We start from the raw sequence: 22264 nt of genomic DNA, 5'->3' as shown, positions 1-22264 counted from the left end.
GAGATTCAATGGAACGCTTTATCGAAAATACAATGTACGCCTCGCGCTGGCTGCTGGCGCCGATCTACTTCGGTCTGTCCCTTGGGCTGTTGGCACTGGCGCTGAAATTCTTCCAGGAAGTCTTCCACGTCATCCCCAACGTCTTTTCGATGGCCGAATCGGAGCTGATCCTGGTGCTGCTGTCGCTCATTGACATGGCGCTGGTAGGCGGTTTGCTGGTGATGGTGATGATTTCCGGCTATGAGAACTTCGTTTCTCAACTGGACATCGACGACAGCAAGGAGAAGCTCAACTGGTTGGGCACCATGGACTCGTCGTCGCTGAAAATGAAGGTGGCCGCGTCGATCGTGGCGATTTCGTCCATCCATCTGCTGCGCATCTTCATGGACGCCAAGAACGTCGATCCCGAGCATTTGCAGTGGTATGTCATCATCCACATGACCTTTGTGGTGTCGGCATTTGCCATGGGTTACCTGGATAAATTGACCAAGCACTAAACAACGGCTGTCCCGTTCTTGCGCTCCGCCCGTCTGTTGCAAAACAGACGGGCGGCGTCGTTTATGGCTTGTGCTTTGAGGCGCCGAGGCATATCCCTGTAAAGGTGTTGGCTGGTCACTGCGTGAGGTGCGTTCATGAACCTGCAAGAGTTGAATGCCTATGCCGTCGCCGGGAAGGTCGATGAGCTGAACCTGATCTCGATGGAGGGAGGTATCTACCTGCTGGAGGCGCGGATGCATGGCGCGGCGTATCCATTGAATGATGCGCATGGCCAAACGATGAGTCTGCGCTCCGTGGAGCATGCCCGTGATGTGCTGCGTTCCTTTCCCAAGTTGCACTTCAACCTGGTGCATACCGTGGTTCATGACGAAATGTGCGGGTTGGTTGCCGATCTCGAAGAAAACCTGAAGGTGCCGATCGCCTGACGCCTCTGATCAACGCCACGACAACTGTGCTAGTCTGCTGGCCCTTTTGGTTCCGGGCGCTCCGGGACGCGCTGTGCACGCACGGCCAGTTCCCGGGCCGTCCGCACAGCGGAGCAGTGTCATGTCCGAAGTAAATCTGTCCACCGACGAAACCCGCGTCAGCTACGGCATTGGCCGTCAGCTGGGCGACCAGCTGCGCGACAACCCGCCACCGGGCGTTAACCTTGACGCGATCCTGGCAGGCCTGACCGACGCGTTTGCCGGTCAGCCAAGCCGTGTTGGCCAGGAAGAAATGTCCGCGAGCTTCAAGGTGATTCGCGAAATCATGCAGGCCGAAGCTGCAGCCAAGGCTGAAGCGGCCGCTGGCGAAGGCCTGGCCTTCCTGGCTGAAAATGCCAAGCGTGATGGCATCACCACCCTGGCTTCCGGCCTGCAGTTCGAAGTACTGTCCGCCGGTGAAGGCGCCAAGCCATCCCGTGAAGACACCGTGCGTACCCACTACCACGGCACCTTGATCGACGGCACCGTGTTCGACAGCTCCTACGAGCGCGGCGAGCCTGCAGAATTCCCGGTCGGCGGCGTGATCGCTGGCTGGACCGAAGCCCTGCAACTGATGAATGCCGGCAGCAAATGGCGTTTGTACGTGCCGAGCGAACTGGCTTACGGCGCTCAAGGCGTTGGCAGCATCCCGCCGCACAGCGTGCTGGTGTTCGACGTCGAGCTGCTTGACGTTCTGTAACATCCGGCCCGATATGACATCGGGCTAATGTGGGCGAGCCTGCTCGCGATGCAGTCAACTCGGTTTTCCTGTGAAATCGAGGTGATGCCTTCGCGAGCAGGCTCGCTCCCACAGTTTTTTTTGTGCTTTCATATTTCGATCTTGTGATGCAGCTCACTGGTCGGGCGCAATGCCCGGGCATAGCAGAACAGAAACAGATTGCGCACCACTTCCTTGAGCACCACCGGCTCGCTGGAACTCAAGCCATTGACGTCCAGGTCACCCTGATCCTGCAATTCGTTCAAGGCTTCTTCTTCCAGCACCGCACAGACTTCCCCGGTTTCCCGATGCAGGATCCTGAGGTAGGGGTGTGGGCGGTCCAGCCAGGCATCGATCAAATAAGTCATGGGTTCTCATCTCCATTGATTGAGACCAATGAGAATAATTCTTATTCAGTAAATAGCAAGGGCCTATTGGCGGATCCGGGGTTTTTCCGGGCAAAGATTGCGCAAGGTCAAAACGGCTGGCGTTTGGCTATTGCGAGGATTCATTGGGCGAGGCGGGGTAGGGCGAAGCACCACCCCACGTCAGGGCGCGGGATGGCGTACAGCAAAATCAGACTTTTCTGACGAATTCGGATTTGAGCTTCATCGGGCCGATGCCGTCGATCTTGCAGTCGATGTCGTGATCGCCATCGCACAAGCGGATGTTCTTGACCTTGGTGCCGACCTTGACCACCAGCGACGTGCCCTTGACCTTGAGGTCCTTGATCACGGTGATGGTGTCGCCGTCCTGCAGGACATTGCCGACCGAATCCTTCTTCACCGCGTCATCGGACACCGCTTCGGCTTCACCGCTGGCGGACCATTCGTGGGCGCACTCGGGGCAGATCAGCTGGGCGCCGTCTTCGTAGGTATATTCGGAATTGCATTTCGGGCAGGGTGGCAACGTGCTCACTAAGGCTCCTTGGATTCAGGATCGCTAAAAAACGCACATTGTATAGGGTTTTTCCAGGGAGGGGCTAACGCTGTAGGAGCGAGCACGCTCGCGATGGACGTTAACGATGACGCGGGAAATCTGAATGCCCGCGTTTTCGTTAACGTCCATCGCGAGCATGCTCGCTCCTACAGAAAAGCGCTTAGTGCGTGCGGGCTACCGCAAACTCACTCAATTCAACCAACGCATCGCGATATTCACTGGCAGGCAGCGCATCGAGGCACTTGATCGCACGGGTCACGTAGTCGCGGGCCAGCTGTGCGGTGTACTCCAGCGAACCCGAGGCTTCCACGGCTTCGCGGATGTTTTCCAGGTCTTCGATGCCGCCTTTCTGGATCGCCTTGCGCACCAGGGCGGCCTGCTCAGGCGTGCCTTCGCGCATGGTGTAGATCAGCGGCAGGGTCGGCTTGCCTTCGGCCAGGTCGTCACCGACATTCTTGCCCAGGGTCTCGGCATCGCCTTTGTAGTCCAGCAGGTCGTCGACCAGTTGGAAGGCTACGCCCAGATGGTCGCCGAAGGTGCGCAGCGCTTCGCACTGCTCAGGCGTCGCACCGGCCAGGGCCGCCGCACTGTGGGTCGAGGCTTCGAAGAGCATCGCGGTCTTGCCGCGGATGACTTCCATGTAGGTTTCTTCGGTGGTGCTGGCGTCGCGGACCTTCGACAGCTGCAACACTTCGCCCTCAGCGATGATGCGCGTGGCTTGCGAAAGGATCTTCATCACCGGCATGGAGCCAAGCTCGACCATCATTTCGAAGGAGCGCGAATACAGGAAGTCGCCTACCAGCACGCTCGGCGCATTGCCCCACATGGCATTGGCAGTCGAGCGGCCGCGGCGCATGCCGGACATGTCGACCACGTCGTCATGCAGCAAGGTGGCGGTGTGCAGGAATTCGATGGTGGCGGCCAGCAGGCGCAGGTCGTCGCCCTCACGGCCGAGGGCCTTGCCACACAGCAGCACTAATAATGGACGCAGGCGTTTACCGCCAGCCGAGGTAATGTAATCGCCGATTTTCGATACCAGCGGCACTCGGGAAGTCAGCTGCTTCTTGATGATGCCGTCGACGGCGCTAAAATCGTCCGCCACCGCGCGGTAGAAAGCTTGGGGTTGCATCAGCGACAGTTGCTCCAGAAGGGTTGCGCGGCATGCTAGGACCCACGCCTGCAGGTGTCAAGGCGCGATGGACGGCCTATTGCACGGCGCTCGTGCCTTGCGTACAATCGCGCACCCTGAACTTCCTGGGCAGCACCTGCCTTACGCAATTGCAAGCGGGCCTCCAGCCCCATGCAGCCATGCCAGCCAATACCTCTTCTTATAAAGAGCTGGGTGAGCAGGATTATCGGAGAAATACCATGTCGTACGCAGTAATTGTTACTGGTGGCAAGCAATACAAGGTCGCCCCAGGTGAATACCTGAAGATCGAAAAACTGGAAATCGCTACCGGCGAATCCGTTACCTTTGATCGCGTTCTGTTGGTCGCCAATGGCGATGACGTGAACATCGGCGCTCCAGTTGTTGCCGGCGCTACCGTTGTGGCTGAAGTGATCTCCCAAGGTCGTCACGATAAAGTCCGCATCATCAAGTTCCGTCGTCGTAAGCACCACATGAAGCGCATGGGCCACCGCCAGTGGTACACCGAGATCAAAATCACCGGTATTCAGGCTTAATTTCAGCCTAATTCCTCACTAGGAGAATTGACTCATGGCACACAAAAAAGCTGGTGGTAGTACCCGTAACGGTCGCGACTCAGAAGCCAAACGCCTTGGCGTGAAGATGTATGGCGGCCAGAAAATCATTCCGGGCAACATCATCGTGCGTCAGCGCGGCACCCAATTCCACGCCGGTTACGGTGTTGGCATGGGTAAAGATCACACCCTCTTCGCGAAAATCGAAGGCGTGATCAAGTTTGAAGTAAAGGGCGCGTTCAACCGCCGTTACGTGAGCGTTGTCGCCGCTTAATTGCGCGATCGCTGGAAAAGCCCTGTCTCGCGACGGGGCTTTTTCGTTTGTGGGGTGAGTCTCTTGCAAAACTGTTTGTATGGGCTGTCGGCGTACGATGTAGGTCGTGGATTGGGGTCGCTGCGCTCATTTTTGCAAGAGTCTTATGTCTTGATTGTTTTTCGGCTCGTCCGTATGGCGAGAGGCGTTGGTTATGAAGTTTGTTGATGAAGTATCGATTCGCGTAAAAGCTGGCGACGGTGGCAACGGTGCCATGAGTTTCCGCCGGGAAAAATTCATTGAAAACGGTGGCCCTAACGGCGGTGATGGCGGTGACGGCGGTTCCATCTACATGATGGCTGACGAAAACCTCAACACCCTGGTCGACTACCGTTACACCCGGCACTTCGATGCCGAGCGTGGCTCCAACGGCGGCAGCACCGACTGCACCGGCAAGAAAGGTGAAGATCTGGTGCTGCGCGTTCCGGTCGGCACCACCGTGATCGACTCCGCTACCCAGGAAGTCATCGGCGACCTGACCAAAGCTGGTCAGAAGTTGATGGTTGTGCAGGGCGGCTGGCACGGTCTGGGCAACACCCGTTTCAAATCCAGTACCAACCGTGCGCCGCGTCAGACCACTCCGGGTAAGCCGGGTGAGCAGCGCGACCTAAAACTGGAAATGAAAGTCCTGGCTGACGTGGGGCTGCTGGGCTTGCCGAACGCCGGTAAAAGTACGTTCATTCGTTCGGTCTCGGCCGCCAAGCCGAAAGTCGCCGATTACCCGTTCACCACCCTGGTGCCGAACTTGGGCGTGGTCAGTGTCGATCGCTGGAAAAGCTTCGTGGTCGCGGACATTCCGGGGCTGATCGAAGGTGCTTCCGACGGCGCTGGCCTGGGGATCCGTTTCCTCAAGCACTTGTCGCGTACCCGTCTGCTGCTGCACCTCGTCGACATGGCGCCGCTGGATGACACCAGTGCTCCAGACGCTGCCGAAGTCATCGTCAACGAGCTGACCAAGTTCAGCCCGTCCCTGGCTGAGCGTGATCGTTGGTTGATCCTCAACAAGTGCGACCAGATCCTCGAAGAAGAGCACGATGAGCGGGTCAAGGAAATCGTCGATCGCCTGGAATGGACCGGTCCGGTCTACGTGATCTCGGCCATCGCCAAGCAGAACACCGAGCGGTTGTGCCACGACATCATGCGTTACCTGGAAGATCGTGCCGATCGACTGGCTAACGACCCGGCCTACAAGGAAGAGCTGGCCGATCTCGATCAGCGCATCGAAGACGAAGCCCGTGCCCAGCTGCAGGCGCTGGATGACCAGCGTGCCCTGCGTCGTAGCGGCGTGAAGTCGGTCCACGACATCGGCGACGATGATTGGGACGAAGAAGATGTGGATGACGAAGACGGTCCGGAAATCATTTACGTGCGTGACTGATTCGTTGCGATAAACTTAAGCGCCGCTCAATCGAGCGGCGTTTTAGTATCTGCAAATCGATCGTTGGTCACGAATAACCACGAATAACGTCACGGGCAGTGCCAGGTCGCGCTGCCCTCAAGCTAAGGTTGAAGATGATGCGGAGCAAGGTGACAGGTGCGCAGCGTTGGGTCGTGAAGATCGGCAGCGCTTTGCTGACGGCGGACGGCAAGGGCCTGGATCGCGCGGCAATGGGTGTCTGGGTTGAACAGATGGTGGCCTTGCATGAGGCGGGTGTCGAGCTGGTGCTGGTGTCCTCCGGGGCGGTGGCGGCCGGCATGAGCCGTCTGGGCTGGACCACTCGACCCAGTGCGATGCACGAGCTCCAGGCCGCTGCTGCAATCGGCCAGATGGGCTTGGTGCAGGCCTGGGAGTCGAGTTTTGCCGAGCATGGCCGGCACACTGCGCAGATTCTCCTGACTCACGATGACCTGTCCGACCGCAAGCGCTACCTGAACGCCCGCAGCACCTTGCGCGCGCTGGTCGAGCTGAAGGTTATCCCGGTGATCAACGAGAACGACACCGTGGTCACCGACGAAATCCGTTTCGGCGACAACGATACCCTGGCGGCGCTGGTGGCCAACCTGGTCGAGGCTGACCTGCTGGTGATCCTGACAGACCGCGATGGCATGTTTGACGCCGATCCGCGCAACAATCCTGATGCCCAACTGATCTACGAGGCGCGCGCCGATGATCCGGCGCTCGACGCGGTGGCAGGCGGTACCGGCGGTGCGCTGGGGCGCGGTGGCATGCAGACCAAGTTGCGCGCTGCGCGTCTTGCAGCGCGGTCCGGTGCGCATACGATCATCGTCGGTGGTCGTCTGGAGCGCGTGCTGGATCGCCTCAAGGCAGGTGAGCGCATCGGCACCTTGCTCTCACCTGAGCGCGGCATGTTGGCGGCGCGCAAGCAGTGGCTGGCCGGACATCTGCAAACCCGTGGCACCCTGGTGCTGGATGCGGGTGCGGTGACGGCGTTGTCCCAAGGCAACAAGAGCCTGCTGCCGGTTGGGGTGAAATTGGTCCAGGGTAGTTTCCGTCGCGGCGAAATGGTGGTGTGCGTGGCACCTGACGGTCGTGAAATTGCCCGTGGGCTGGCCAACTACAGTGCGCTGGAAGCACAAAAAATCATCGGCCAGTCGTCTGAAGCGATTGTCGGTCTCTTGGGTTATATGGCGGAACCGGAACTGGTTCATCGCGATAACCTGATTCTGGTCTGAAGGAATACCTGATGCGCGTGGTAAAAGGATTGTTAGGGTTGCTGTTAGCGATGCCGCTGTTGGCGTCGGCCGAGGAAATTGGTCAGGTGTCGACGGTGTTCAAGTTTGTCGGCCCGAATGATCGCATCGTGGTCGAGGCCTTTGATGATCCCAAGGTCGAGGGTGTGACGTGCTACCTGTCGCGCGCCAAGACCGGTGGCGTTAAGGGTGGGCTTGGATTGGCCGAGGATCGCGCGGAGGCGTCCATCGCCTGTCGCCAGGTCGGGCCCATCAGCTTCAAGGGTGAGCTCAAGGATGGTGATGAGGTGTTCAAGGAGCGTACTTCCCTGGTGTTCAAGACCATGCAGGTGGTGCGGTTCCTCGACAAGAAGCGCAATACGCTGGTGTATCTGGTCTACAGCGATCGTGTGATTGAAGGCAGTCCGCAGAATGCCGTCACCGCGATTCCGATTTTGCCATGGGCGAACGCCCAATAATCTGACGCAAATCGAACTCTGTAGGAGCAGCCGGTCGACGCTCGAATGCTCGCGAAAAAACCGAGAGCACCGCGGGGTGCCTGGTTTCACGCGTTATCGTTGACGACCATCGCGAGCATGCTCGCTCCTACAGGGATTTATGCGGTGATTGTTAAATCACAGGCAATAAAAAACCGACCCTGAGGTCGGTTTTTTAATGAGCGTGTCGCTTAGGCAGCAGCGGCAACGTTCAGGGCCTTTACGTGGCCATTCAGGCGGCTCTTATGGCGAGCAGCCTTGTTCTTGTGGATGATGCCTTTATCGGCCATACGGTCGATAACTGGCACAGCCAGAACGTAAGCAGCTTGAGCTTTTTCAGCGTCTTTTGCGTCGATGGCCTTAACTACATTCTTGATGTAGGTACGAACCATGGAACGCAGGCTGGCGTTGTGGCTGCGACGCTTCTCAGCCTGTTTTGCACGTTTTTTGGCGGAAGGTGAGTTGGCCACCGTCGAGCTCCTCGAAAGACTTTTTAGGAAATAGCAAACAAAATAGGCCGCGAATCATGCCGATGAGTTGAGGTCTTGTCAAGGGCGGTTGAGACGTTCCGCTAAGTGGTAGGTGCTACACCTCTGGATATTTCTTTCCAGCGTGCGACCTGTAAACTCGCGAGCTTTGGCTCTGTGCTGTTGCGGCGCGGAGTATCGCATAAGTAGGCGCGTAGTTCGCCTGCTGTTTATCGACAGGCACAAACTCTTTCAATGAATCTGCTCAAATCGTTGGCCGCCGTCAGCTCTATCACGATGCTTTCCCGGGTTTTGGGGTTTGTTCGTGACACTCTTATTGCACGTGCATTCGGCGCGGGAATGGCGACCGACGCCTTCTTCATCGCCTTTAAACTGCCCAATCTGTTGCGGCGGATTTTTGCCGAAGGGGCGTTTTCCCAGGCATTCGTACCGATTCTTGCCGAATATAAAAATCAGAAAGGCGATGAGGCGACGCGAACCTTCATTGCCTATGTTTCTGGCCTGCTGACGCTGGTGCTGGCGCTCGTCACGGCGTTGGGCATGATTGCCGCACCGTGGGTCATCTGGGTGACCGCCCCGGGTTTCATCGATACGCCGGAGAAGTTCGAGCTGACCACGAGTCTGCTGCGGGTGACCTTTCCTTACATCCTGCTGATTTCCCTGTCCTCATTGGCCGGCGCAATCCTCAATACCTGGAACCGTTTTTCGGTGCCGGCCTTTGTGCCGACCCTGCTTAACGTCAGCATGATTATCTTTGCACTGTTCCTGACGCCGTATTTCGATCCCCCGGTGATGGCGCTGGGCTGGGCGGTGCTGGCGGGCGGTCTGGCGCAGTTGCTTTACCAGCTGCCACACCTGAAAAAGATCGGCATGCTGGTCCTGCCGCGCCTGAATCTGCGCGACAGCGGCGTCTGGCGGGTGATGAAGCAGATGTTGCCGGCGATTCTCGGGGTGTCGGTGAGCCAGATCTCGCTGATCATCAACACCATCTTTGCCTCCTTCCTGGTTGCCGGCTCGGTGTCCTGGATGTACTACGCCGATCGCCTGATGGAGTTGCCGTCGGGTGTGCTGGGCGTGGCGTTGGGCACGATTTTGCTGCCGACCCTGGCCAAGACCTACGCCAGCCAGGATCGCCAGGAATATTCGCGAATCCTCGATTGGGGCCTGCGCTTGTGTTTCGTGCTGGTATTGCCTTGTGCCCTGGCGTTGGGAATTCTGGCCGAGCCGCTGACGGTTTCACTGTTCCAGTACGGTCAGTTCGATGCCCATGACGCGGCCATGACCCAGCGCGCACTGATTGCCTATTCGGTCGGTTTGCTCGGGATTATCGTGATCAAAGTGCTGGCGCCGGGCTTTTATGCGCAACAAAACATCCGCACGCCGGTAAAAATCGCGATTTTCACCCTCGTGGTCACCCAGTTGTTCAACCTGCTGTTGATCGGCCCGCTGGCCCATGCCGGCCTCGCGCTCGCCATCAGTGCCGGTGCCTGTCTCAATGCCGGGCTGCTCTTCTATCAACTGCGCAAACAGCAGATGTACCAGCCGCAACCGGGCTGGGCGAAGTTCGGCTTCAAGCTGGTGATCGCGGTGACGGTGATGTCCGCTGTATTGCTGGCCGGGATGCATTTCATGCCCGCCTGGGGCGATGGGCAGATGCTTGAGCGTTTCCTGCGCCTGGGCGCTTTGGTGATCGCCGGTGTGGTGGCGTATTTCGGCATGTTAGTGTTGATGGGCTTCAGGTTGCGCGACTTCAATCGCAGGACGCTAGGCTAAGGTCAGGGCCTGGATAAGCATGGGCGAGTCGGCGTTTTTGTCGGCTCGATTACTTTGGGATACGGTGTTGCCTGTCGTCGGCCGCCGGGTGTGGTTATAATCGACCACTTTATGAGCAAGAAGCGCGTTATGCAGCTGGTTCGAGGCCTCCACAATCTGCGCCCCCAGCATCGGGGCTGTGTCGCCACTATTGGCAACTTTGACGGTGTACACCGTGGCCACCAGGCTATCCTGGCGCGGCTGCGCGAGCGTGCATTGGAGTTGGGCGTGCCCAGCTGCGTGGTGATTTTCGAGCCGCAACCACGGGAATTTTTCGCCCCGGACACGGCGCCGGCCCGTCTGGCCCGGCTGCGTGACAAACTGCAGCTGTTGGCTGCCGAAGGGGTCGACCGGGTCCTGTGCCTGGCCTTCAACCAGCGTCTGAGCAAGCTCAGTGCCAGTGAATTCGTCGATACCATCCTGGTGGACGGCCTCGGCGTGCAGCACCTTGAAGTCGGCGACGACTTCCGTTTCGGCTGTGACCGGGTAGGGGATTTCGATTTCCTGCAACAGGCCGGCGTCATGCAGGGCTTTACCGTCGAAGCGGCGCAAACCGTCGAGCTCGATGGCATTCGCGTCAGCAGCACCCAGGTGCGTAATGCGCTGGCCGCCGCTGACTTTGCCCTCGCAGAGCGTCTGCTGGGTCGCCCGTACCGGATCGCCGGTCGCGTGTTGCACGGCCAGAAGCTGGCGCGGCAGTTGGGTACGCCCACCGCCAACATTCAACTCAAGCGTCGTCGCGTGCCGCTGACCGGGGTTTACCTGGTCAGCGTCGACCTGGACGGCAAGACCTGGCCAGGCGTCGCCAATATCGGCGTTCGACCCACGGTCCAGGGAGATGGCAAAGCCCACCTCGAAGTACATCTTTTAGATTTTGCCGGCGATCTGTATGACCGGCGTATGACGGTGGTTTTCCACCAAAAGCTGCGTGAAGAGCAGCGTTTCGCCTCTCTGGAGGCGCTTAAGACGGCGATCAATGCGGATGTCGCCGCCGCCCGTGCCCTGTCGCACCTAGCGCCAATCGCTAATGAAGAGCCTTAAATGACCGACTATAAAGCCACGCTAAACCTTCCGGACACCGCCTTCCCAATGAAGGCCGGCCTGCCTCAGCGCGAACCGCAGATTCTGCAGCGCTGGGACAGCATTGGCCTGTACGGTAAGTTGCGCGAGATTGGCAAGGATCGTCCGAAGTTCGTCCTGCACGACGGTCCTCCATACGCCAACGGCACGATTCACATCGGTCACGCACTGAACAAGATTCTCAAGGACATGATCATCCGTTCGAAGACCCTGTCGGGCTTCGATGCGCCCTATGTTCCGGGCTGGGACTGCCACGGCCTGCCGATCGAGCACAAGGTCGAAGTGACCCACGGCAAGAACCTGGGCGCGGACAAGACCCGCGAACTGTGCCGGGCCTACGCCACCGAGCAGATCGAAGGGCAGAAATCCGAATTCATCCGTCTGGGCGTATTGGGCGACTTCGCCAACCCGTACAAGACCATGGACTTCAAGAACGAGGCCGGTGAAATCCGCGCCCTGGCCGAAATCGTCAAGGGCGGTTTCGTGTTCAAGGGCCTCAAGCCCGTGAACTGGTGCTTCGACTGCGGTTCGGCCTTGGCTGAAGCGGAAGTCGAGTACGAGAACAAGAAGTCCTCGACCATCGACGTGGCGTTCCCGATTGCCGATGAAGCCAAGCTGGCTGCCGCTTTCGGTCTGCCATCGCTGGCCAAACCTGCTTCGATCGTGATCTGGACCACCACCCCGTGGACCATCCCGGCCAACCAGGCGCTGAACGTCCATCCGGAATTCAACTACGCGCTGGTTGATGTCGGCGACAAGCTGCTGGTACTGGCTGAAGAGCTGGTCGAGGCGTGCCTGGCTCGTTACAACCTGGAAGGTTCGGTCGTTGCGACCACCACCGGTAAAGAGCTGGAACTGATCAACTTCCGTCACCCGTTCTATGACCGCCTGTCGCCGGTATACCTGGCTGACTACGTGGAACTGGGCGCTGGCACCGGTGTGGTTCACTCCGCCCCGGCCTACGGTGTGGACGACTTCGTGACCTGCAAAAAGTACGGCATGGTCAACGACGACATCCTCAATCCAGTGCAGAGCAACGGCGTTTACGTGCCGGCGCTGGAGTTCTTCGGCGGCCAGTTCATCTGGAAGGCCAACCCGGTCATCGTCGACAAGCTGACTGAAGTCGGCGCGCTGCTGCACACCACCATCATCGAACACAGCTACATGCACTGCTGGCGCCACAAGACCCCGCTGATCTACCGCGCCACCGCGCAGTGGTTCATCGGCATGGACAAAGAGCCAGTCAGCGGCGACACCCTGCGTGTGCGCTCGCTCAAAGCCATCGAAGAAACCAGGTTCGTTCCGGCCTGGGGCCAGGCGCGTTTGCATTCGATGATCGCCAACCGTCCGGACTGGTGCATCTCGCGTCAGCGTAACTGGGGCGTGCCGATCCCGTTTTTCCTGAACAAGGAAAGCGGCGAGCTGCACCCACGCACCGTCGAACTGATGGAAATCGTTGCCAAGCGCGTTGAAATCGAAGGCATCGAAGCCTGGTTCAAGATGGACGCTGCCGAGCTGCTGGGCGATGAAGCGCCGCTGTACGACAAGATCAGCGACACTCTCGATGTCTGGTTCGATTCGGGTACCACTCACTGGCACGTGCTGCGCGGTTCGCACTCGATGGGCCACGAAACTGGTCCGCGTGCCGACCTGTACCTGGAAGGTTCGGACCAACACCGTGGCTGGTTCCACTCGTCGCTGCTGACCGGTTGCGCCATCGACAACCACGCGCCGTACCGCGAGTTGCTGACCCACGGCTTCACCGTCGATGAGTCCGGCCGCAAGATGTCCAAATCCCTGGGCAACGTCATTGCACCGCAGAAAGTCAACGACACCCTGGGCGCCGACATCATGCGTCTGTGGGTTGCTTCGACCGACTACTCCGGCGAAATCGCCGTGTCCGAGCAGATCCTGCAACGCAGTGCGGACGCTTACCGGCGGATCCGTAACACCGCGCGCTTCCTGCTTTCCAACCTGACCGGTTTCAATCCGGCCACCGACATCCTGCCGGCCGAAGAAATGCTCGCGCTGGACCGTTGGGCGGTGGATCGCACCTTGCTGCTGCAACGCGAACTGCAAGAGAACTACGGCGAGTACCGCTTCTGGAACGTCTACTCCAAGATCCACAACTTCTGCGTGCAGGAGCTGGGCGGTTTCTATCTGGACATCATCAAGGACCGCCAGTACACCACGGGTGCCGACAGCAAGGCCCGTCGTTCGTGCCAGACCGCGCTGTTCCACATCTCAGAAGCGCTGGTGCGCTGGATCGCCCCGATCCTGGCGTTCACCGCCGACGAGCTGTGGCAATACCTGCCGGGCGAGCGCAACGAGTCGGTGATGCTCAACACCTGGTACGAAGGCCTGACCGAGCTGCCTGAAGGCTTCGAGCTGGATCGCGCCTACTGGGAGCGGATCATGGCGGTGAAGGTCGCGGTCAACAAGGAAATGGAAATCCAGCGCGCGGCCAAGGCCGTCGGTGGCAACCTGCAAGCCGAAGTGACGCTGTTCGCTGAAGACGCGCTGGCCGCTGACCTGGCCAAGCTGAGCAACGAGCTGCGCTTCGTGCTGATCACTTCCACCGCCAGCGTTGCGCCTTTTGTTCAGGCGCCAGAAGACGCGGTAGTCACCGAAGTCAGCGGCCTGAAGCTGAAAATCGTCAAGTCGGCCTTCGCCAAATGCGCCCGTTGCTGGCACTGCCGTGAAGACGTCGGTGTGAACCCGGAGCATCCGGAAATCTGCGGTCGTTGCGTCGACAACATCAGCGGCGCTGGCGAGGTTCGTCATTATGCCTAACGCTGCTGGCCGTTTCGGACGGCTGAGCTGGCTCTGGTTGAGCTTGCTGGTCCTGGTCATCGACCAGGCCAGCAAGTTTTACTTCGAAGGCAAGCTTGAGATGTATCAGCAAATCGTGGTGATCCCCGATTTGTTCAGCTGGACCCTGGCCTACAACACCGGCGCGGCGTTCAGTTTCCTGGCCGACAGCTCCGGCTGGCAGCGCTGGCTGTTTGCCCTGATCGCCGTGGTGGTCAGTGCTGTGCTGGTGGTCTGGCTCAAACGCCTGGGACGTAACGAAACCTGGCTGGCCATCGCTTTGGCGCTGGTGTTGGGTGGCGCGCTGGGCAATCTGTATGACCGCATAGCCTTGGGCCATGTGATCGATTTCATCCTGGTGCATTGGCAGAACCGCTGGTATTTCCCGGCATTCAACTTTGCCGACAGTGCAATTACTGTCGGTGCCGTGATGCTGGCACTGGATATGTTCAAAAGTAAAAAGACCGGAGAAGCCGTTCATGACTGAACAGGTATTGGCTGAGCAACGCATCGGCCAGAACACGGAGGTCACCTTGCATTTCGCATTGCGCCTGGAGAACGGCGACACGGTGGACAGCACCTTCGACAAAGCCCCGGCGACCTTCAAGGTCGGTGATGGCAACCTGCTTCCAGGTTTCGAAGCGGCGCTGTTCGGTTTCAAGGCGGGCGACAAGCGTACCCTGAGCATCGAGCCGGAAAACGCGTTCGGCCAGCCCAACCCGCAAAACGTGCAGATCATCCCGCGTTCGCAGTTCCAGGACATGGACCTGTCGCCAGGTTTGCTGGTGATCTTCAACGATGCGGCCAATACTGAATTGCCGGGTGTGGTCAAAGAGTTCGATGACGCGCAAGTGACCATCGACTTCAACCATCCGCTGGCTGGCAAGACGCTGACCTTTGACGTGGAAATCATTTCCGTCAAAGCGCTGTAACTGACCTCATACGGTCATCTGTAGGAGCAAAGCTTGCTCGCGATAGCGTCATTTCAGTCGACATCATTGTTGACTGATCCACCGCTATCGCGAGCAAGCTTTGCTCCTACAGGTTTACGATCAATTTTCGCGCGCAAGACACGAGGCACAGCATGCAAATCAAACTCGCCAATCCCCGTGGCTTCTGCGCCGGTGTGGACCGGGCGATCGAAATCGTCAACCGCGCCCTGGAGGTTTTCGGGCCGCCGATCTATGTGCGCCACGAAGTGGTCCACAACAAGTTCGTCGTCGAAGACCTGCGTAACCGCGGGGCGATCTTCGTCGAGGAACTGGATCAGGTGCCGGACGACGTGATCGTGATCTTCAGTGCTCACGGCGTGTCCCAGGCCGTGCGTACGGAAGCCGCCGGCCGTGGCCTGAAAGTGTTCGACGCCACGTGTCCGCTGGTCACCAAGGTGCACATCGAAGTCGCCCGTTACAGCCGCGACGGTCGTGAATGCATTCTCATTGGCCACGCCGGTCACCCGGAAGTCGAAGGCACCATGGGCCAGTACGATGCCAGCAACGGCGGTGCGATCTATCTGGTCGAAGACGAAAAGGATGTCGCCGAACTGCAGGTGCACAACCCGGAAAAACTGGCGTTCGTCACCCAGACGACTTTGTCCATGGACGATACCAGTCGCGTCATTGACGCATTGCGTACGCGTTTCCCGGCCATCGGCGGCCCGCGCAAGGACGACATCTGCTACGCCACGCAAAACCGCCAGGACGCGGTCAAGCAACTGGCCGACGAATGCGATGTGGTGCTGGTGGTCGGCAGTCCGAACAGCTCCAACTCCAATCGCCTGCGCGAACTGGCAGAGCGCATGGCTACCCCGGCCTACCTGATCGATGGTGCCGAGGACCTGGAAAAGAGCTGGTTCGACGGTGTCGAGCGGATCGGCATCACCGCTGGCGCTTCCGCTCCGGAAGTCCTGGTGCGTGGCGTGATTCAGCAATTGCAGGCCTGGGGCGCTACCGGTGCCGATGAGTTGGCCGGTCGTGAAGAGAACATCACGTTCTCCATGCCCAAAGAACTCCGGGTCCGTTCGCTGCTCTGAGCCTTCAGCTCGCGCATAACGCCTGCGCGGTCTTGTCGCTGCGCAGGCTGATGCGACCGCTCGGGGCCAGCACCACCTGGTGTTGGCTCCGCGCTTCGCGTGCCGCGCAAACATGCAATGTCCCTGCTTGAAAACCTCCGGACACCGGCTCGCCCACTGGCCCGAATCGTACGGCAGTCCTGACATACTGATTGCCGAAAACCGCCACGCCAATGCCGCTGCGACGCTCGATCAGCAGCGGATTGCCGGGGTCCTCGTGCCCCTTGCCGCTGACATCCAGAATGATCCGCCAGCCTTGGCTCCAGTCGTCGTTTATGCCGTGAACGACCACGGCCTGACCGCGCGATATCGCTTCGCTCCTTGCACTGCGCAGACCGCTGACAAGTGACTTGGCCGCCTCCTCGCGATGGTTCGATTCTGTAAGCGCTGCGAATGCCGGACTGACCAGGTGCAGAACAATCCCGACAATCGCGAGTCCCATAAGCAATTCGATCAGACTGAAACCTTGCTCACGCATGAGATTTTCCTCCCTGGAATGTTCTAGCGTGTTGAAGCAGGTATAGCCGACGGCAGCGGAGGGCAACGATGGATCATCGTACAAAAGGTTTCACGCTGATCGAGTTGTTGGTTTCGCTGGCGATCTTCCTGGTCCTGATCACCCTGGCAGTCCCGGCGTTTATCCGTTCGACACAAGGCACCAAGGCCGACACCGAGATGGGGGATCTGCAGCGTGGCCTCAACTACGCCCGACTGGAAGCCATCGATCGCGGCGTGACCATTCGGGTACGACCCACGGCGGGAGGGAGTGTGTGGACAGGGGAGTTGTCGGTCTATGACAGTACCGGCACCCCGGCCAATGTATTGCGGGTTGTTCCAGCGATGAGCAGCGGTGCGACTCTGACGCTAACCTCGGGTGTGACGGCCATCGATTTCAATAATCTGGGCGGGCTGTCGTCACCCTCCACGGCAGTGGCGATCAGTTATGTGCTCGGAACGCAAAGCAGGACGCTGAATGTGTGTTTGAACGGACGAATTCTATTGGGTGGAAGTTGCGGATGAGTTCATGGAGCAAGCGTGCCCAGGAGGGCATGACGCTGATCGAAGTCCTGGTGGCGTTGCTGATTCTGGGCGTGGGCCTGTTGGGCGCGGCCGCCTTTCAATTGAATGCCTTGAAGTACACCGACAGTGCGCGCATGACCAGCCAGGCCAGTTTTATCGCCTACGACATGCTGGACCGCATTCGCGCCAATGCTGCCGCCGATTACACCGTTACACCGCCGACCTCGGGCAATCTCAACGTCGCCCGGGACCAGGACCTCTACGATTTCACCAATAACATTGTCAATTTCGGTGGCGCCACGGCGACCGGCAGCATCTCCCTGAATCAGCGGGTGTACACCATCACCATCACCTGGGACGACTCGCGGGCCGCCAACAGCGCCAACTCACGGCGCAGTTTCGTCCTCACCAGCCGCGCGACCGTCGACCCGGTGGCGACGCCATGAGCCGCTTCAATCGCGGCTTCGGCCTGGTCGAGTTGCTGATCGCCCTGGCATTGAGCCTGGTCGTGGTGCTGGGTGTGGTGCAGGTGTTCATCGCCGCGAAAAACACCTATATCAGCCAGAATGCCGCAGCGGCCATGCAGGAGGACGCGCGTTTCGTGCTGAGCAAAATGATTCAGGAAATCCGCATGGTCGGCATGTTCGGCTGCCTGGGGACGATCACCGATGCCAGCACCGCGGGTGACTTCAATGCCAGCCAGATAACGCCGATCAGTTGGGACAACGCCAGTCTCAAGCTGACCCTGGTGACAGCGGATGTCGGCAATAATGGCGGGACGCCGGCCTGGACGGTGGTTTCCGATTGTCGAAACAGCGCGACGGCTTATTCCGACTTGCGCGCACCTGCTTCGGGGCAACTGGCATTTCCCATCCGGCGATTGATCTACAGCCTGAAGAACGGTCAGCTGACGCTGGGTGTAGGCAGGGGGACGCCGATGCAGCAAGTGCTGGTGGATAACGTCAGTGCCTTCAACGTGAGCTTCGGCCTCGCCAGCTCGGCTTCCGATTCGGCGGCTTCCAGTTACAGCAGGAACCCGTCGGATCCGGCACGCATCCGTAGCGTACGCCTGAGCCTGACCCTCACCGACCCGAATAATCGGGTAAGCAACCAAACCTTCAACGTGGTTGCCGCCCTGCGCAACCGCTTGCCATGAAGGTCGGGCCGATGAGTGTATCCCCTGGTTCCCAACGCGGCATGGCGCTGCTGGTCAGCCTGGTGTTCCTGTTGCTGCTGACGCTGATCGGCATTTCATCGATGCAAAACGCCACCCTGCAGGAAAAAATGGCGGGTAGCCTGAGCTTGCGCAATCAGTCGTTCCAGGGTGCCGAAGCGGTGTTGCGCGTGGGTGAAAGCGCGGTGCAGCTCGACAGTTATTCGTTGCCAGTGTGCAGCGGCACTCTCCAGTGCGCACCGCCTGCCGAATCGGCGACCCTCAAGGCGGCCGGGTTCAATTCCACCTCGGGGGTGACCTGGATCGCGTCCGGCAACGGCTTCTATGGCGTGCAGAACATTGGCACCACCCTGACGGCAGTGAACGTGCCGAGCAACACCGCGGCAACGTTGTACCGGGTGACCGCCGTGGGCATTGCGGGCAGCTCGCGCAGTGTGGTGGAGAGCATTTATGCGAAGTATTGAAAGGCGCGCGCAGCTGTGGAGGTTGTTGAGCGGGGCCGTTTGCGCCTTGTTCCTGGCAGCTCCGGCCCATGCTTTCACGCCTTCGGATTCGCCCTTGTTGTGCACCGCGGCGCTGTCCCCGGCGCTGTCCTCTACCCTGAGCGGCATGACTTCCAAGGCCGGCTCCGGCGGCAGTGGTGTCGCCAGCGACACCCGCTATTTCCAGACCAGTTACGACCCCTGGGACTGGCGTGGCACGATCAAGTCCCACGGCTTCACCGCCAGTGGCGCGGTCAATAGCGCATCGGTGCTGTGGTCCACCGATACCGCCATCGTGCCGGGCGCTACGGCACCGACCTATCAATCATGGAACAGCCAGACCAACAGCGCCGTGACATTGGCCTTCGCCAACTTGTCCGCGGCCCAGCAAGCCGTTCTCAACCAGGGCTTGCCCAGCGGTATTACGGGCCACGATCTGGTGGAGTGGAGCAAGGGCACCAACAAGACTGGCCTGAAAGCGCGCAGTGTGTTGCTGGGCGATATCGTCAACTCACCGCTGGTCCTGGCGGCACCTTCGGATAAAACCGCATCGGACTTGTCGGGAGACACCACCTACAGCACTTACCTGGCCACCAAGGCCGCAAACATGAATGCCAGTCTGGTGGTCAACGCCAACGACGGGTTCGTCAGCGTCATCAATACCGGCAACGGTACCCGGCGCTACGCCTACATACCCTCCAGCGTGGTGCCGTCTTTGCGTTACATCGCCGATACCGCCTACATCAACGGCGTCAGCCACAGGTTTCTGGTGGATGGGCAGGTGGGCGTGTTCGATGCTCAGTTGAACAGTGCCTGGAAAACCCTCGCACTGGGCGGAACAGGGGCGGGCGGGCGAACCTTCTATGCGCTGCAGCTGTTCGACGCGTCGGCGGGGAATGTTACGAGGGCCTTGTGGGAAATCAGCGCGCCGGCCACTGCCAGTGCGGCGAACGCTTTCAATGATCTGGGTTATGCCTACGCCCGTCCGGAGGTGGCACGCTTGGCCGATGGACGCTGGGCGGCGTTCATTGCCAACGGTTATGGCAGTTATTCAGGGTTGGCGGCGTTGTACGTGGTGGACATTCGCGACGGCAGCCTGATCAAGAAAATCGTGATCGACAGCAGCGAAACTGCTAACGGGTTGTCTTCGGTGAAACTCAGGGTGAACTCGCAGAATGTGGTGCAGGCCGCCTATGGCGGTGACCTCAAGGGGCGGCTCTGGAAGTTCGACCTGAGTGGCGCCACCCCGGACACCTGGGGCCTGGCATTTGCCGGCAAGCCGTTGTTTACCACCGCCGGTGGCGCTACCCAGCCTATCACCGCGCAGCCGTTGCTGGCGGACAATGCCCTGGGTGGCAAGATGGTGTTTTTCGGCACCGGCAAATTCAACGAGACGGCAGACAAGACCAACAGGGACCTGCAGGCGTTCTACGCGGTGTGGGACGCGGAGGGTGGCTCCGGGCAGATCACTACCTCCAGCCTGCAGGCCCAGGCAGTGACCGGGGTGTCGGCGCAGTCCATCACCACCAGTCAGCACGAGGTGAACTACCCGACGCAAAAGGGCTGGTATTTGCCACTGCTGTATAACAGCGCGCTGACCGGTGAGCGGGTGATCAACCAGGCCAGCCTGGTGCTCGGACGGATCGTCTTTACCACGGCAAACGTGGATGCCACGGATCTTTGCGCCAGCTTCGGTACCGGCAAACTGGTCGAACTCGATGCGTTCAGCGGTAATATGCTCAATTACGCGGTGCTCGATACCAACGGCGACGGAGTGGTCGACAGCACCGACACACTGTCCAGCGGCGTTGTCTTTACCGGCGGGATTCCGACCCTGAACGCCATCGTCAATGGCGCGACCCGCAAGATCGTGAACGATTCCAGTGGCGGTATCACCACGCTGGTGGAAAAATCCGGCGGCGGCAGCCGTCGCATCATGTGGCGACAAATACAGTAAGTGAGAATTGAGGCATGCGCAGATCCAACCGCGGTTTTACCCTGATCGAAATCATGATCGTGATTGCGATCATCGGGATCGTCATCACCATTGGCTATCCGAGTCTCACCGAGTACGTGCAAAAAGGTCGTCGCACCGAAGTCGCCGGTCTGCTCTCCGAACAGGCGCAGATCCTTGAGCGCTTCTATTCGAAGTCTAACGTCTACACCAATGCCAACGGCCTTAGCGCCGGCAACGACTATTACAGCATCACGCCGACCCTGACCGACCAGACGTTCCTGCTGACGGCAACACGCAAGAGCGGTAGTGCCATGGCCACTGACAAGTGTGGGGATTTCACCCTCACCAACACCGGGGTCAGAAGCATGGTCAATGCTACGGCCGGCCTGACCACCAAGGATTGCTGGGGTCGCTGAGTTTCCTTTTCCGGCGCTCTTTGCGCCTCTGTCTATTTAACGGTTGGATCAGAACATGACCAGGCAACAGCAAGTGGTGATTGTCGGTGGCGGGGTAATCGGCCTGCTGACGGCATTCAATCTCGCGTCCCAGGTGCAGAGTGTGGTGCTGCTGGATCGATCGAACGTCGGCCAGGAATCGTCCTGGGCGGGCGGCGGCATCGTTTCTCCGCTCTATCCATGGCGCTACAGCCCTGCGGTGACCGCGCTGGCGCATTGGTCCCAGGATTTTTATCCACAGCTGGGCGAGCGCTTGTTTGCTGCTACCGGGATCGATCCCGAGGTGCATACCACAGGCCTGTACTGGCTGGACCTGGACGATGAAGCCGAGGCGCTGGCCTGGGCCGCGCGTGAGGGCCGTCCGCTGCGGGCTGTGGATATCTCGGCGGCCCACGATGCGGTGCCGGTGCTCGGTGGTGGCTTTTCTCGAGCGATCTACATGGCCGACGTGGCCAACGTGCGCAACCCACGGCTGGTGAAGTCGCTCAAGGCGGCATTGCAGGCGCTGCCGAACGTGACGATTCATGAGCAGTGCGAAGTCAGCGGGTTTATTCAGCAAGACGAAAAAATAGTCGGTGTGCAGACCTCCACAGGCGCGATCCATGGCGATCAAGTGGTCCTGACCGCTGGCGCCTGGAGCGGCGATTTGCTCAAGAGCCTGGGCCTTGAGTTGCCGGTCGAACCGGTGAAAGGGCAGATGATCCTCTACAAGTGTGAGGCGGATTTCCTGCCGAGCATGGTGCTGGCCAAAGGGCGTTATGCGATTCCGCGGCGCGATGGGCACATCCTGATCGGCAGTACCCTGGAGCATGAAGGCTACGACAAGACGCCTACCGAATCGGCACTGGAAAGCCTCAAGGCCTCGGCCGTGGAGTTGATTCCGGCGCTGGCCGACGCCGAGGTGGTGGGGCATTGGGCCGGGTTGCGGCCAGGCTCGCCGGAGGGCATTCCCTACATTGGCCGGGTGCCGGGGTTTGACGGTCTCTGGCTCAATTGCGGGCACTACCGCAATGGGTTGGTACTGGCGCCAGCGTCCTGTCAGTTGTTTGCCGATGTGATGTTGGGCAGGGCGCCGATCATTGATCCGGCACCGTATGCGCCGGCCGGGCGGATCTGATTCGAGGTTTTTGGTGCCTGTCAGATTGCTATCGCG

25 protein-coding genes and 1 pseudogene are annotated in these 22264 nt (G+C 59.6%); 21 read left to right on the top strand and 5 right to left on the bottom strand.

The window, feature by feature from the left end:
- The first annotated feature begins 8 nt into the window (after positions 1-8).
- From ACA058_RS26860 to bamJ, 3 genes are all read left to right on the top strand, one after another.
- Positions 9-497 (top strand): TIGR00645 family protein, encoded by a 489-nt coding sequence (locus tag ACA058_RS26860; RefSeq protein WP_497636644.1) that lies wholly within the window; start codon positions 9-11, stop codon positions 495-497.
- A gap of 135 nt (positions 498-632) precedes the next feature.
- On the top strand, positions 633-923 hold the full coding sequence (locus tag ACA058_RS26855; RefSeq protein ID WP_046815724.1) for a DUF6482 family protein: 291 nt from the start codon (positions 633-635) through the stop codon (positions 921-923).
- A gap of 121 nt (positions 924-1044) precedes the next feature.
- Positions 1045-1662, top strand: a complete 618-nt coding sequence (bamJ, locus tag ACA058_RS26850; RefSeq protein ID WP_497636643.1) for a BamJ family beta-barrel-assembly machinery protein — start codon at positions 1045-1047, stop codon at positions 1660-1662.
- Positions 1663-1790: 128 nt separating this feature from the next.
- Here the strand turns inward: bamJ and ACA058_RS26845 are convergent, their stop codons facing one another.
- The 3 genes from ACA058_RS26845 to ACA058_RS26835 form a co-directional block, all read right to left on the bottom strand.
- Complete coding sequence (locus ACA058_RS26845) at positions 1791-2048, bottom strand: PA4570 family protein (RefSeq protein ID WP_497636642.1); 258 nt, start codon at positions 2046-2048, stop codon at positions 1791-1793.
- A 208-nt stretch (positions 2049-2256) separates the two neighbouring features.
- On the bottom strand, positions 2257-2598 hold the full coding sequence (locus tag ACA058_RS26840; RefSeq protein WP_020798653.1) for a zinc ribbon domain-containing protein YjdM: 342 nt from the start codon (positions 2596-2598) through the stop codon (positions 2257-2259).
- A 181-nt stretch (positions 2599-2779) separates the two neighbouring features.
- Positions 2780-3748, bottom strand: coding sequence for a polyprenyl synthetase family protein (locus tag ACA058_RS26835; RefSeq protein WP_497636641.1), 969 nt, complete (start codon positions 3746-3748; stop codon positions 2780-2782).
- 239 nt (positions 3749-3987) lie between these two features.
- Here ACA058_RS26835 and rplU point away from each other — a divergent pair, with 239 nt between their 5' ends.
- The 5 genes from rplU to ACA058_RS26810 all read left to right on the top strand — a co-directional run bounded on the left by rplU (position 3988) and on the right by ACA058_RS26810 (position 7743).
- Complete coding sequence (gene rplU, locus ACA058_RS26830) at positions 3988-4302, top strand: 50S ribosomal protein L21 (RefSeq protein WP_003176051.1); 315 nt, start codon at positions 3988-3990, stop codon at positions 4300-4302.
- Between the two features lie 34 nt (positions 4303-4336).
- Entirely contained in the window at positions 4337-4594 is a 258-nt protein-coding gene (gene rpmA, locus ACA058_RS26825) for a 50S ribosomal protein L27 (RefSeq protein ID WP_003176049.1), read from the top strand.
- A gap of 193 nt (positions 4595-4787) precedes the next feature.
- A complete protein-coding gene (cgtA, locus tag ACA058_RS26820; protein ID WP_497636640.1) occupies positions 4788-6011 on the top strand; it encodes an Obg family GTPase CgtA in 1224 nt (407 codons plus the stop codon).
- A 137-nt stretch (positions 6012-6148) separates the two neighbouring features.
- Positions 6149-7267 (top strand): glutamate 5-kinase, encoded by a 1119-nt coding sequence (proB, locus tag ACA058_RS26815; RefSeq protein WP_497640011.1) that lies wholly within the window; start codon positions 6149-6151, stop codon positions 7265-7267.
- 11 nt (positions 7268-7278) lie between these two features.
- Positions 7279-7743 carry a CreA family protein gene (locus tag ACA058_RS26810; RefSeq protein WP_497636639.1) on the top strand — a complete coding sequence of 155 codons (465 nt, stop codon included), beginning with the start codon at positions 7279-7281 and terminating at the stop codon, positions 7741-7743.
- Positions 7744-7952: 209 nt separating this feature from the next.
- Here ACA058_RS26810 and rpsT read toward each other — a convergent pair whose 3' ends face one another.
- Positions 7953-8231 carry a 30S ribosomal protein S20 gene (gene rpsT, locus ACA058_RS26805; protein ID WP_020798646.1) on the bottom strand — a complete coding sequence of 93 codons (279 nt, stop codon included), beginning with the start codon at positions 8229-8231 and terminating at the stop codon, positions 7953-7955.
- 252 nt (positions 8232-8483) lie between these two features.
- On the opposite strand from rpsT, the gene murJ reads away from it, so the two are divergent.
- The 6 genes from murJ (at position 8484) to ispH (ending at position 15984) form a co-directional block, all read left to right on the top strand.
- Complete coding sequence (murJ, locus tag ACA058_RS26800; RefSeq protein ID WP_497636638.1) at positions 8484-10022, top strand: murein biosynthesis integral membrane protein MurJ; 1539 nt, start codon at positions 8484-8486, stop codon at positions 10020-10022.
- Between the two features lie 129 nt (positions 10023-10151).
- Entirely contained in the window at positions 10152-11102 is a 951-nt protein-coding gene (ribF, locus tag ACA058_RS26795; protein ID WP_034148228.1) for a bifunctional riboflavin kinase/FAD synthetase, read from the top strand.
- Positions 11103-13934 carry an isoleucine--tRNA ligase gene (gene ileS, locus ACA058_RS26790; protein WP_497636637.1) on the top strand — a complete coding sequence of 944 codons (2832 nt, stop codon included), beginning with the start codon at positions 11103-11105 and terminating at the stop codon, positions 13932-13934.
- A complete protein-coding gene (gene lspA, locus ACA058_RS26785; RefSeq protein WP_090179761.1) occupies positions 13927-14439 on the top strand; it encodes a signal peptidase II in 513 nt (170 codons plus the stop codon). Before ileS ends, lspA begins: the two co-directional genes overlap by 8 nt.
- A gap of 7 nt (positions 14440-14446) precedes the next feature.
- Positions 14447-14884 carry an FKBP-type peptidyl-prolyl cis-trans isomerase gene (fkpB, locus tag ACA058_RS26780; protein WP_172668667.1) on the top strand — a complete coding sequence of 146 codons (438 nt, stop codon included), beginning with the start codon at positions 14447-14449 and terminating at the stop codon, positions 14882-14884.
- 152 nt (positions 14885-15036) lie between these two features.
- Positions 15037-15984: a 4-hydroxy-3-methylbut-2-enyl diphosphate reductase gene (gene ispH, locus ACA058_RS26775; RefSeq protein ID WP_497636636.1), complete on the top strand. Its 948-nt coding sequence runs from the start codon at positions 15037-15039 to the stop codon at positions 15982-15984.
- A gap of 4 nt (positions 15985-15988) precedes the next feature.
- Here the strand turns inward: ispH and ACA058_RS26770 are convergent, their stop codons facing one another.
- Positions 15989-16501: a GspH/FimT family pseudopilin gene (locus ACA058_RS26770; protein WP_497636635.1), complete on the bottom strand. Its 513-nt coding sequence runs from the start codon at positions 16499-16501 to the stop codon at positions 15989-15991.
- 68 nt (positions 16502-16569) lie between these two features.
- Between ACA058_RS26770 and ACA058_RS26765 the strand changes: the two genes are divergently transcribed.
- The 7 genes and pseudogenes from ACA058_RS26765 to thiO all read left to right on the top strand — a co-directional run bounded on the left by ACA058_RS26765 (position 16570) and on the right by thiO (position 22228).
- Complete coding sequence (locus tag ACA058_RS26765) at positions 16570-17043, top strand: GspH/FimT family pseudopilin (protein WP_497636634.1); 474 nt, start codon at positions 16570-16572, stop codon at positions 17041-17043.
- Positions 17040-17489, top strand: a complete 450-nt coding sequence (gene pilV, locus ACA058_RS26760) for a type IV pilus modification protein PilV (RefSeq protein ID WP_497636633.1) — start codon at positions 17040-17042, stop codon at positions 17487-17489. Before ACA058_RS26765 ends, pilV begins: the two co-directional genes overlap by 4 nt.
- Positions 17486-18199, top strand: a complete 714-nt coding sequence (locus ACA058_RS26755; RefSeq protein WP_497636632.1) for a PilW family protein — start codon at positions 17486-17488, stop codon at positions 18197-18199. Before pilV ends, ACA058_RS26755 begins: the two co-directional genes overlap by 4 nt.
- An 11-nt stretch (positions 18200-18210) precedes the next feature.
- Positions 18211-18681, top strand: a complete 471-nt coding sequence (locus tag ACA058_RS26750; protein ID WP_497636631.1) for a pilus assembly PilX family protein — start codon at positions 18211-18213, stop codon at positions 18679-18681.
- Between the two features lie 103 nt (positions 18682-18784).
- Positions 18785-20656: pseudogene (locus ACA058_RS26745) on the top strand (pilus assembly protein); the annotation flags it as partial.
- Between the two features lie 14 nt (positions 20657-20670).
- Positions 20671-21072 (top strand): type IV pilin protein, encoded by a 402-nt coding sequence (locus ACA058_RS26740; RefSeq protein WP_497636630.1) that lies wholly within the window; start codon positions 20671-20673, stop codon positions 21070-21072.
- Between the two features lie 55 nt (positions 21073-21127).
- Positions 21128-22228, top strand: a complete 1101-nt coding sequence (gene thiO, locus ACA058_RS26735; protein WP_497636629.1) for a glycine oxidase ThiO — start codon at positions 21128-21130, stop codon at positions 22226-22228.
- Positions 22229-22264 lie beyond the last annotated feature (36 nt).

The sequence above is a fragment of the Pseudomonas sp. LBUM1649 genome, assembly GCF_059716155.1.
Note: the sequence above shows the minus strand (reverse complement) of the source record. Positions and strands in the feature narration are given on the sequence as shown.

Excerpts from the sequence above, each read along its gene's own strand:
- lspA (WP_090179761.1), top strand. The coding sequence starts at position 13,927 with ATGCCTAACGCTGCTGGCCGTTTCGGACGGCTGAGCTGGCTCTGGTTG.
- thiO (WP_497636629.1), top strand. The coding sequence starts at position 21,128 with ATGACCAGGCAACAGCAAGTGGTGATTGTCGGTGGCGGGGTAATCGGC.
- ACA058_RS26855 (WP_046815724.1), top strand. The coding sequence starts at position 633 with ATGAACCTGCAAGAGTTGAATGCCTATGCCGTCGCCGGGAAGGTCGAT.
- murJ (WP_497636638.1), top strand. The coding sequence starts at position 8,484 with ATGAATCTGCTCAAATCGTTGGCCGCCGTCAGCTCTATCACGATGCTT.
- ACA058_RS26845 (WP_497636642.1), bottom strand. The coding sequence starts at position 2,048 with ATGACTTATTTGATCGATGCCTGGCTGGACCGCCCACACCCCTACCTC.
- rplU (WP_003176051.1), top strand. The coding sequence starts at position 3,988 with ATGTCGTACGCAGTAATTGTTACTGGTGGCAAGCAATACAAGGTCGCC.
- ACA058_RS26810 (WP_497636639.1), top strand. The coding sequence starts at position 7,279 with ATGCGCGTGGTAAAAGGATTGTTAGGGTTGCTGTTAGCGATGCCGCTG.
- rpmA (WP_003176049.1), top strand. The coding sequence starts at position 4,337 with ATGGCACACAAAAAAGCTGGTGGTAGTACCCGTAACGGTCGCGACTCA.
- ACA058_RS26750 (WP_497636631.1), top strand. The coding sequence starts at position 18,211 with ATGAGTGTATCCCCTGGTTCCCAACGCGGCATGGCGCTGCTGGTCAGC.
- cgtA (WP_497636640.1), top strand. The coding sequence starts at position 4,788 with ATGAAGTTTGTTGATGAAGTATCGATTCGCGTAAAAGCTGGCGACGGT.
- ACA058_RS26765 (WP_497636634.1), top strand. The coding sequence starts at position 16,570 with ATGGATCATCGTACAAAAGGTTTCACGCTGATCGAGTTGTTGGTTTCG.
- ACA058_RS26860 (WP_497636644.1), top strand. The coding sequence starts at position 9 with ATGGAACGCTTTATCGAAAATACAATGTACGCCTCGCGCTGGCTGCTG.
- ileS (WP_497636637.1), top strand. The coding sequence starts at position 11,103 with ATGACCGACTATAAAGCCACGCTAAACCTTCCGGACACCGCCTTCCCA.
- ACA058_RS26755 (WP_497636632.1), top strand. The coding sequence starts at position 17,486 with ATGAGCCGCTTCAATCGCGGCTTCGGCCTGGTCGAGTTGCTGATCGCC.
- ACA058_RS26835 (WP_497636641.1), bottom strand. The coding sequence starts at position 3,748 with ATGCAACCCCAAGCTTTCTACCGCGCGGTGGCGGACGATTTTAGCGCC.
- ispH (WP_497636636.1), top strand. The coding sequence starts at position 15,037 with ATGCAAATCAAACTCGCCAATCCCCGTGGCTTCTGCGCCGGTGTGGAC.
- ACA058_RS26740 (WP_497636630.1), top strand. The coding sequence starts at position 20,671 with ATGCGCAGATCCAACCGCGGTTTTACCCTGATCGAAATCATGATCGTG.
- pilV (WP_497636633.1), top strand. The coding sequence starts at position 17,040 with ATGAGTTCATGGAGCAAGCGTGCCCAGGAGGGCATGACGCTGATCGAA.
- ACA058_RS26770 (WP_497636635.1), bottom strand. The coding sequence starts at position 16,501 with ATGCGTGAGCAAGGTTTCAGTCTGATCGAATTGCTTATGGGACTCGCG.
- bamJ (WP_497636643.1), top strand. The coding sequence starts at position 1,045 with ATGTCCGAAGTAAATCTGTCCACCGACGAAACCCGCGTCAGCTACGGC.
- ribF (WP_034148228.1), top strand. The coding sequence starts at position 10,152 with ATGCAGCTGGTTCGAGGCCTCCACAATCTGCGCCCCCAGCATCGGGGC.
- proB (WP_497640011.1), top strand. The coding sequence starts at position 6,149 with ATGCGGAGCAAGGTGACAGGTGCGCAGCGTTGGGTCGTGAAGATCGGC.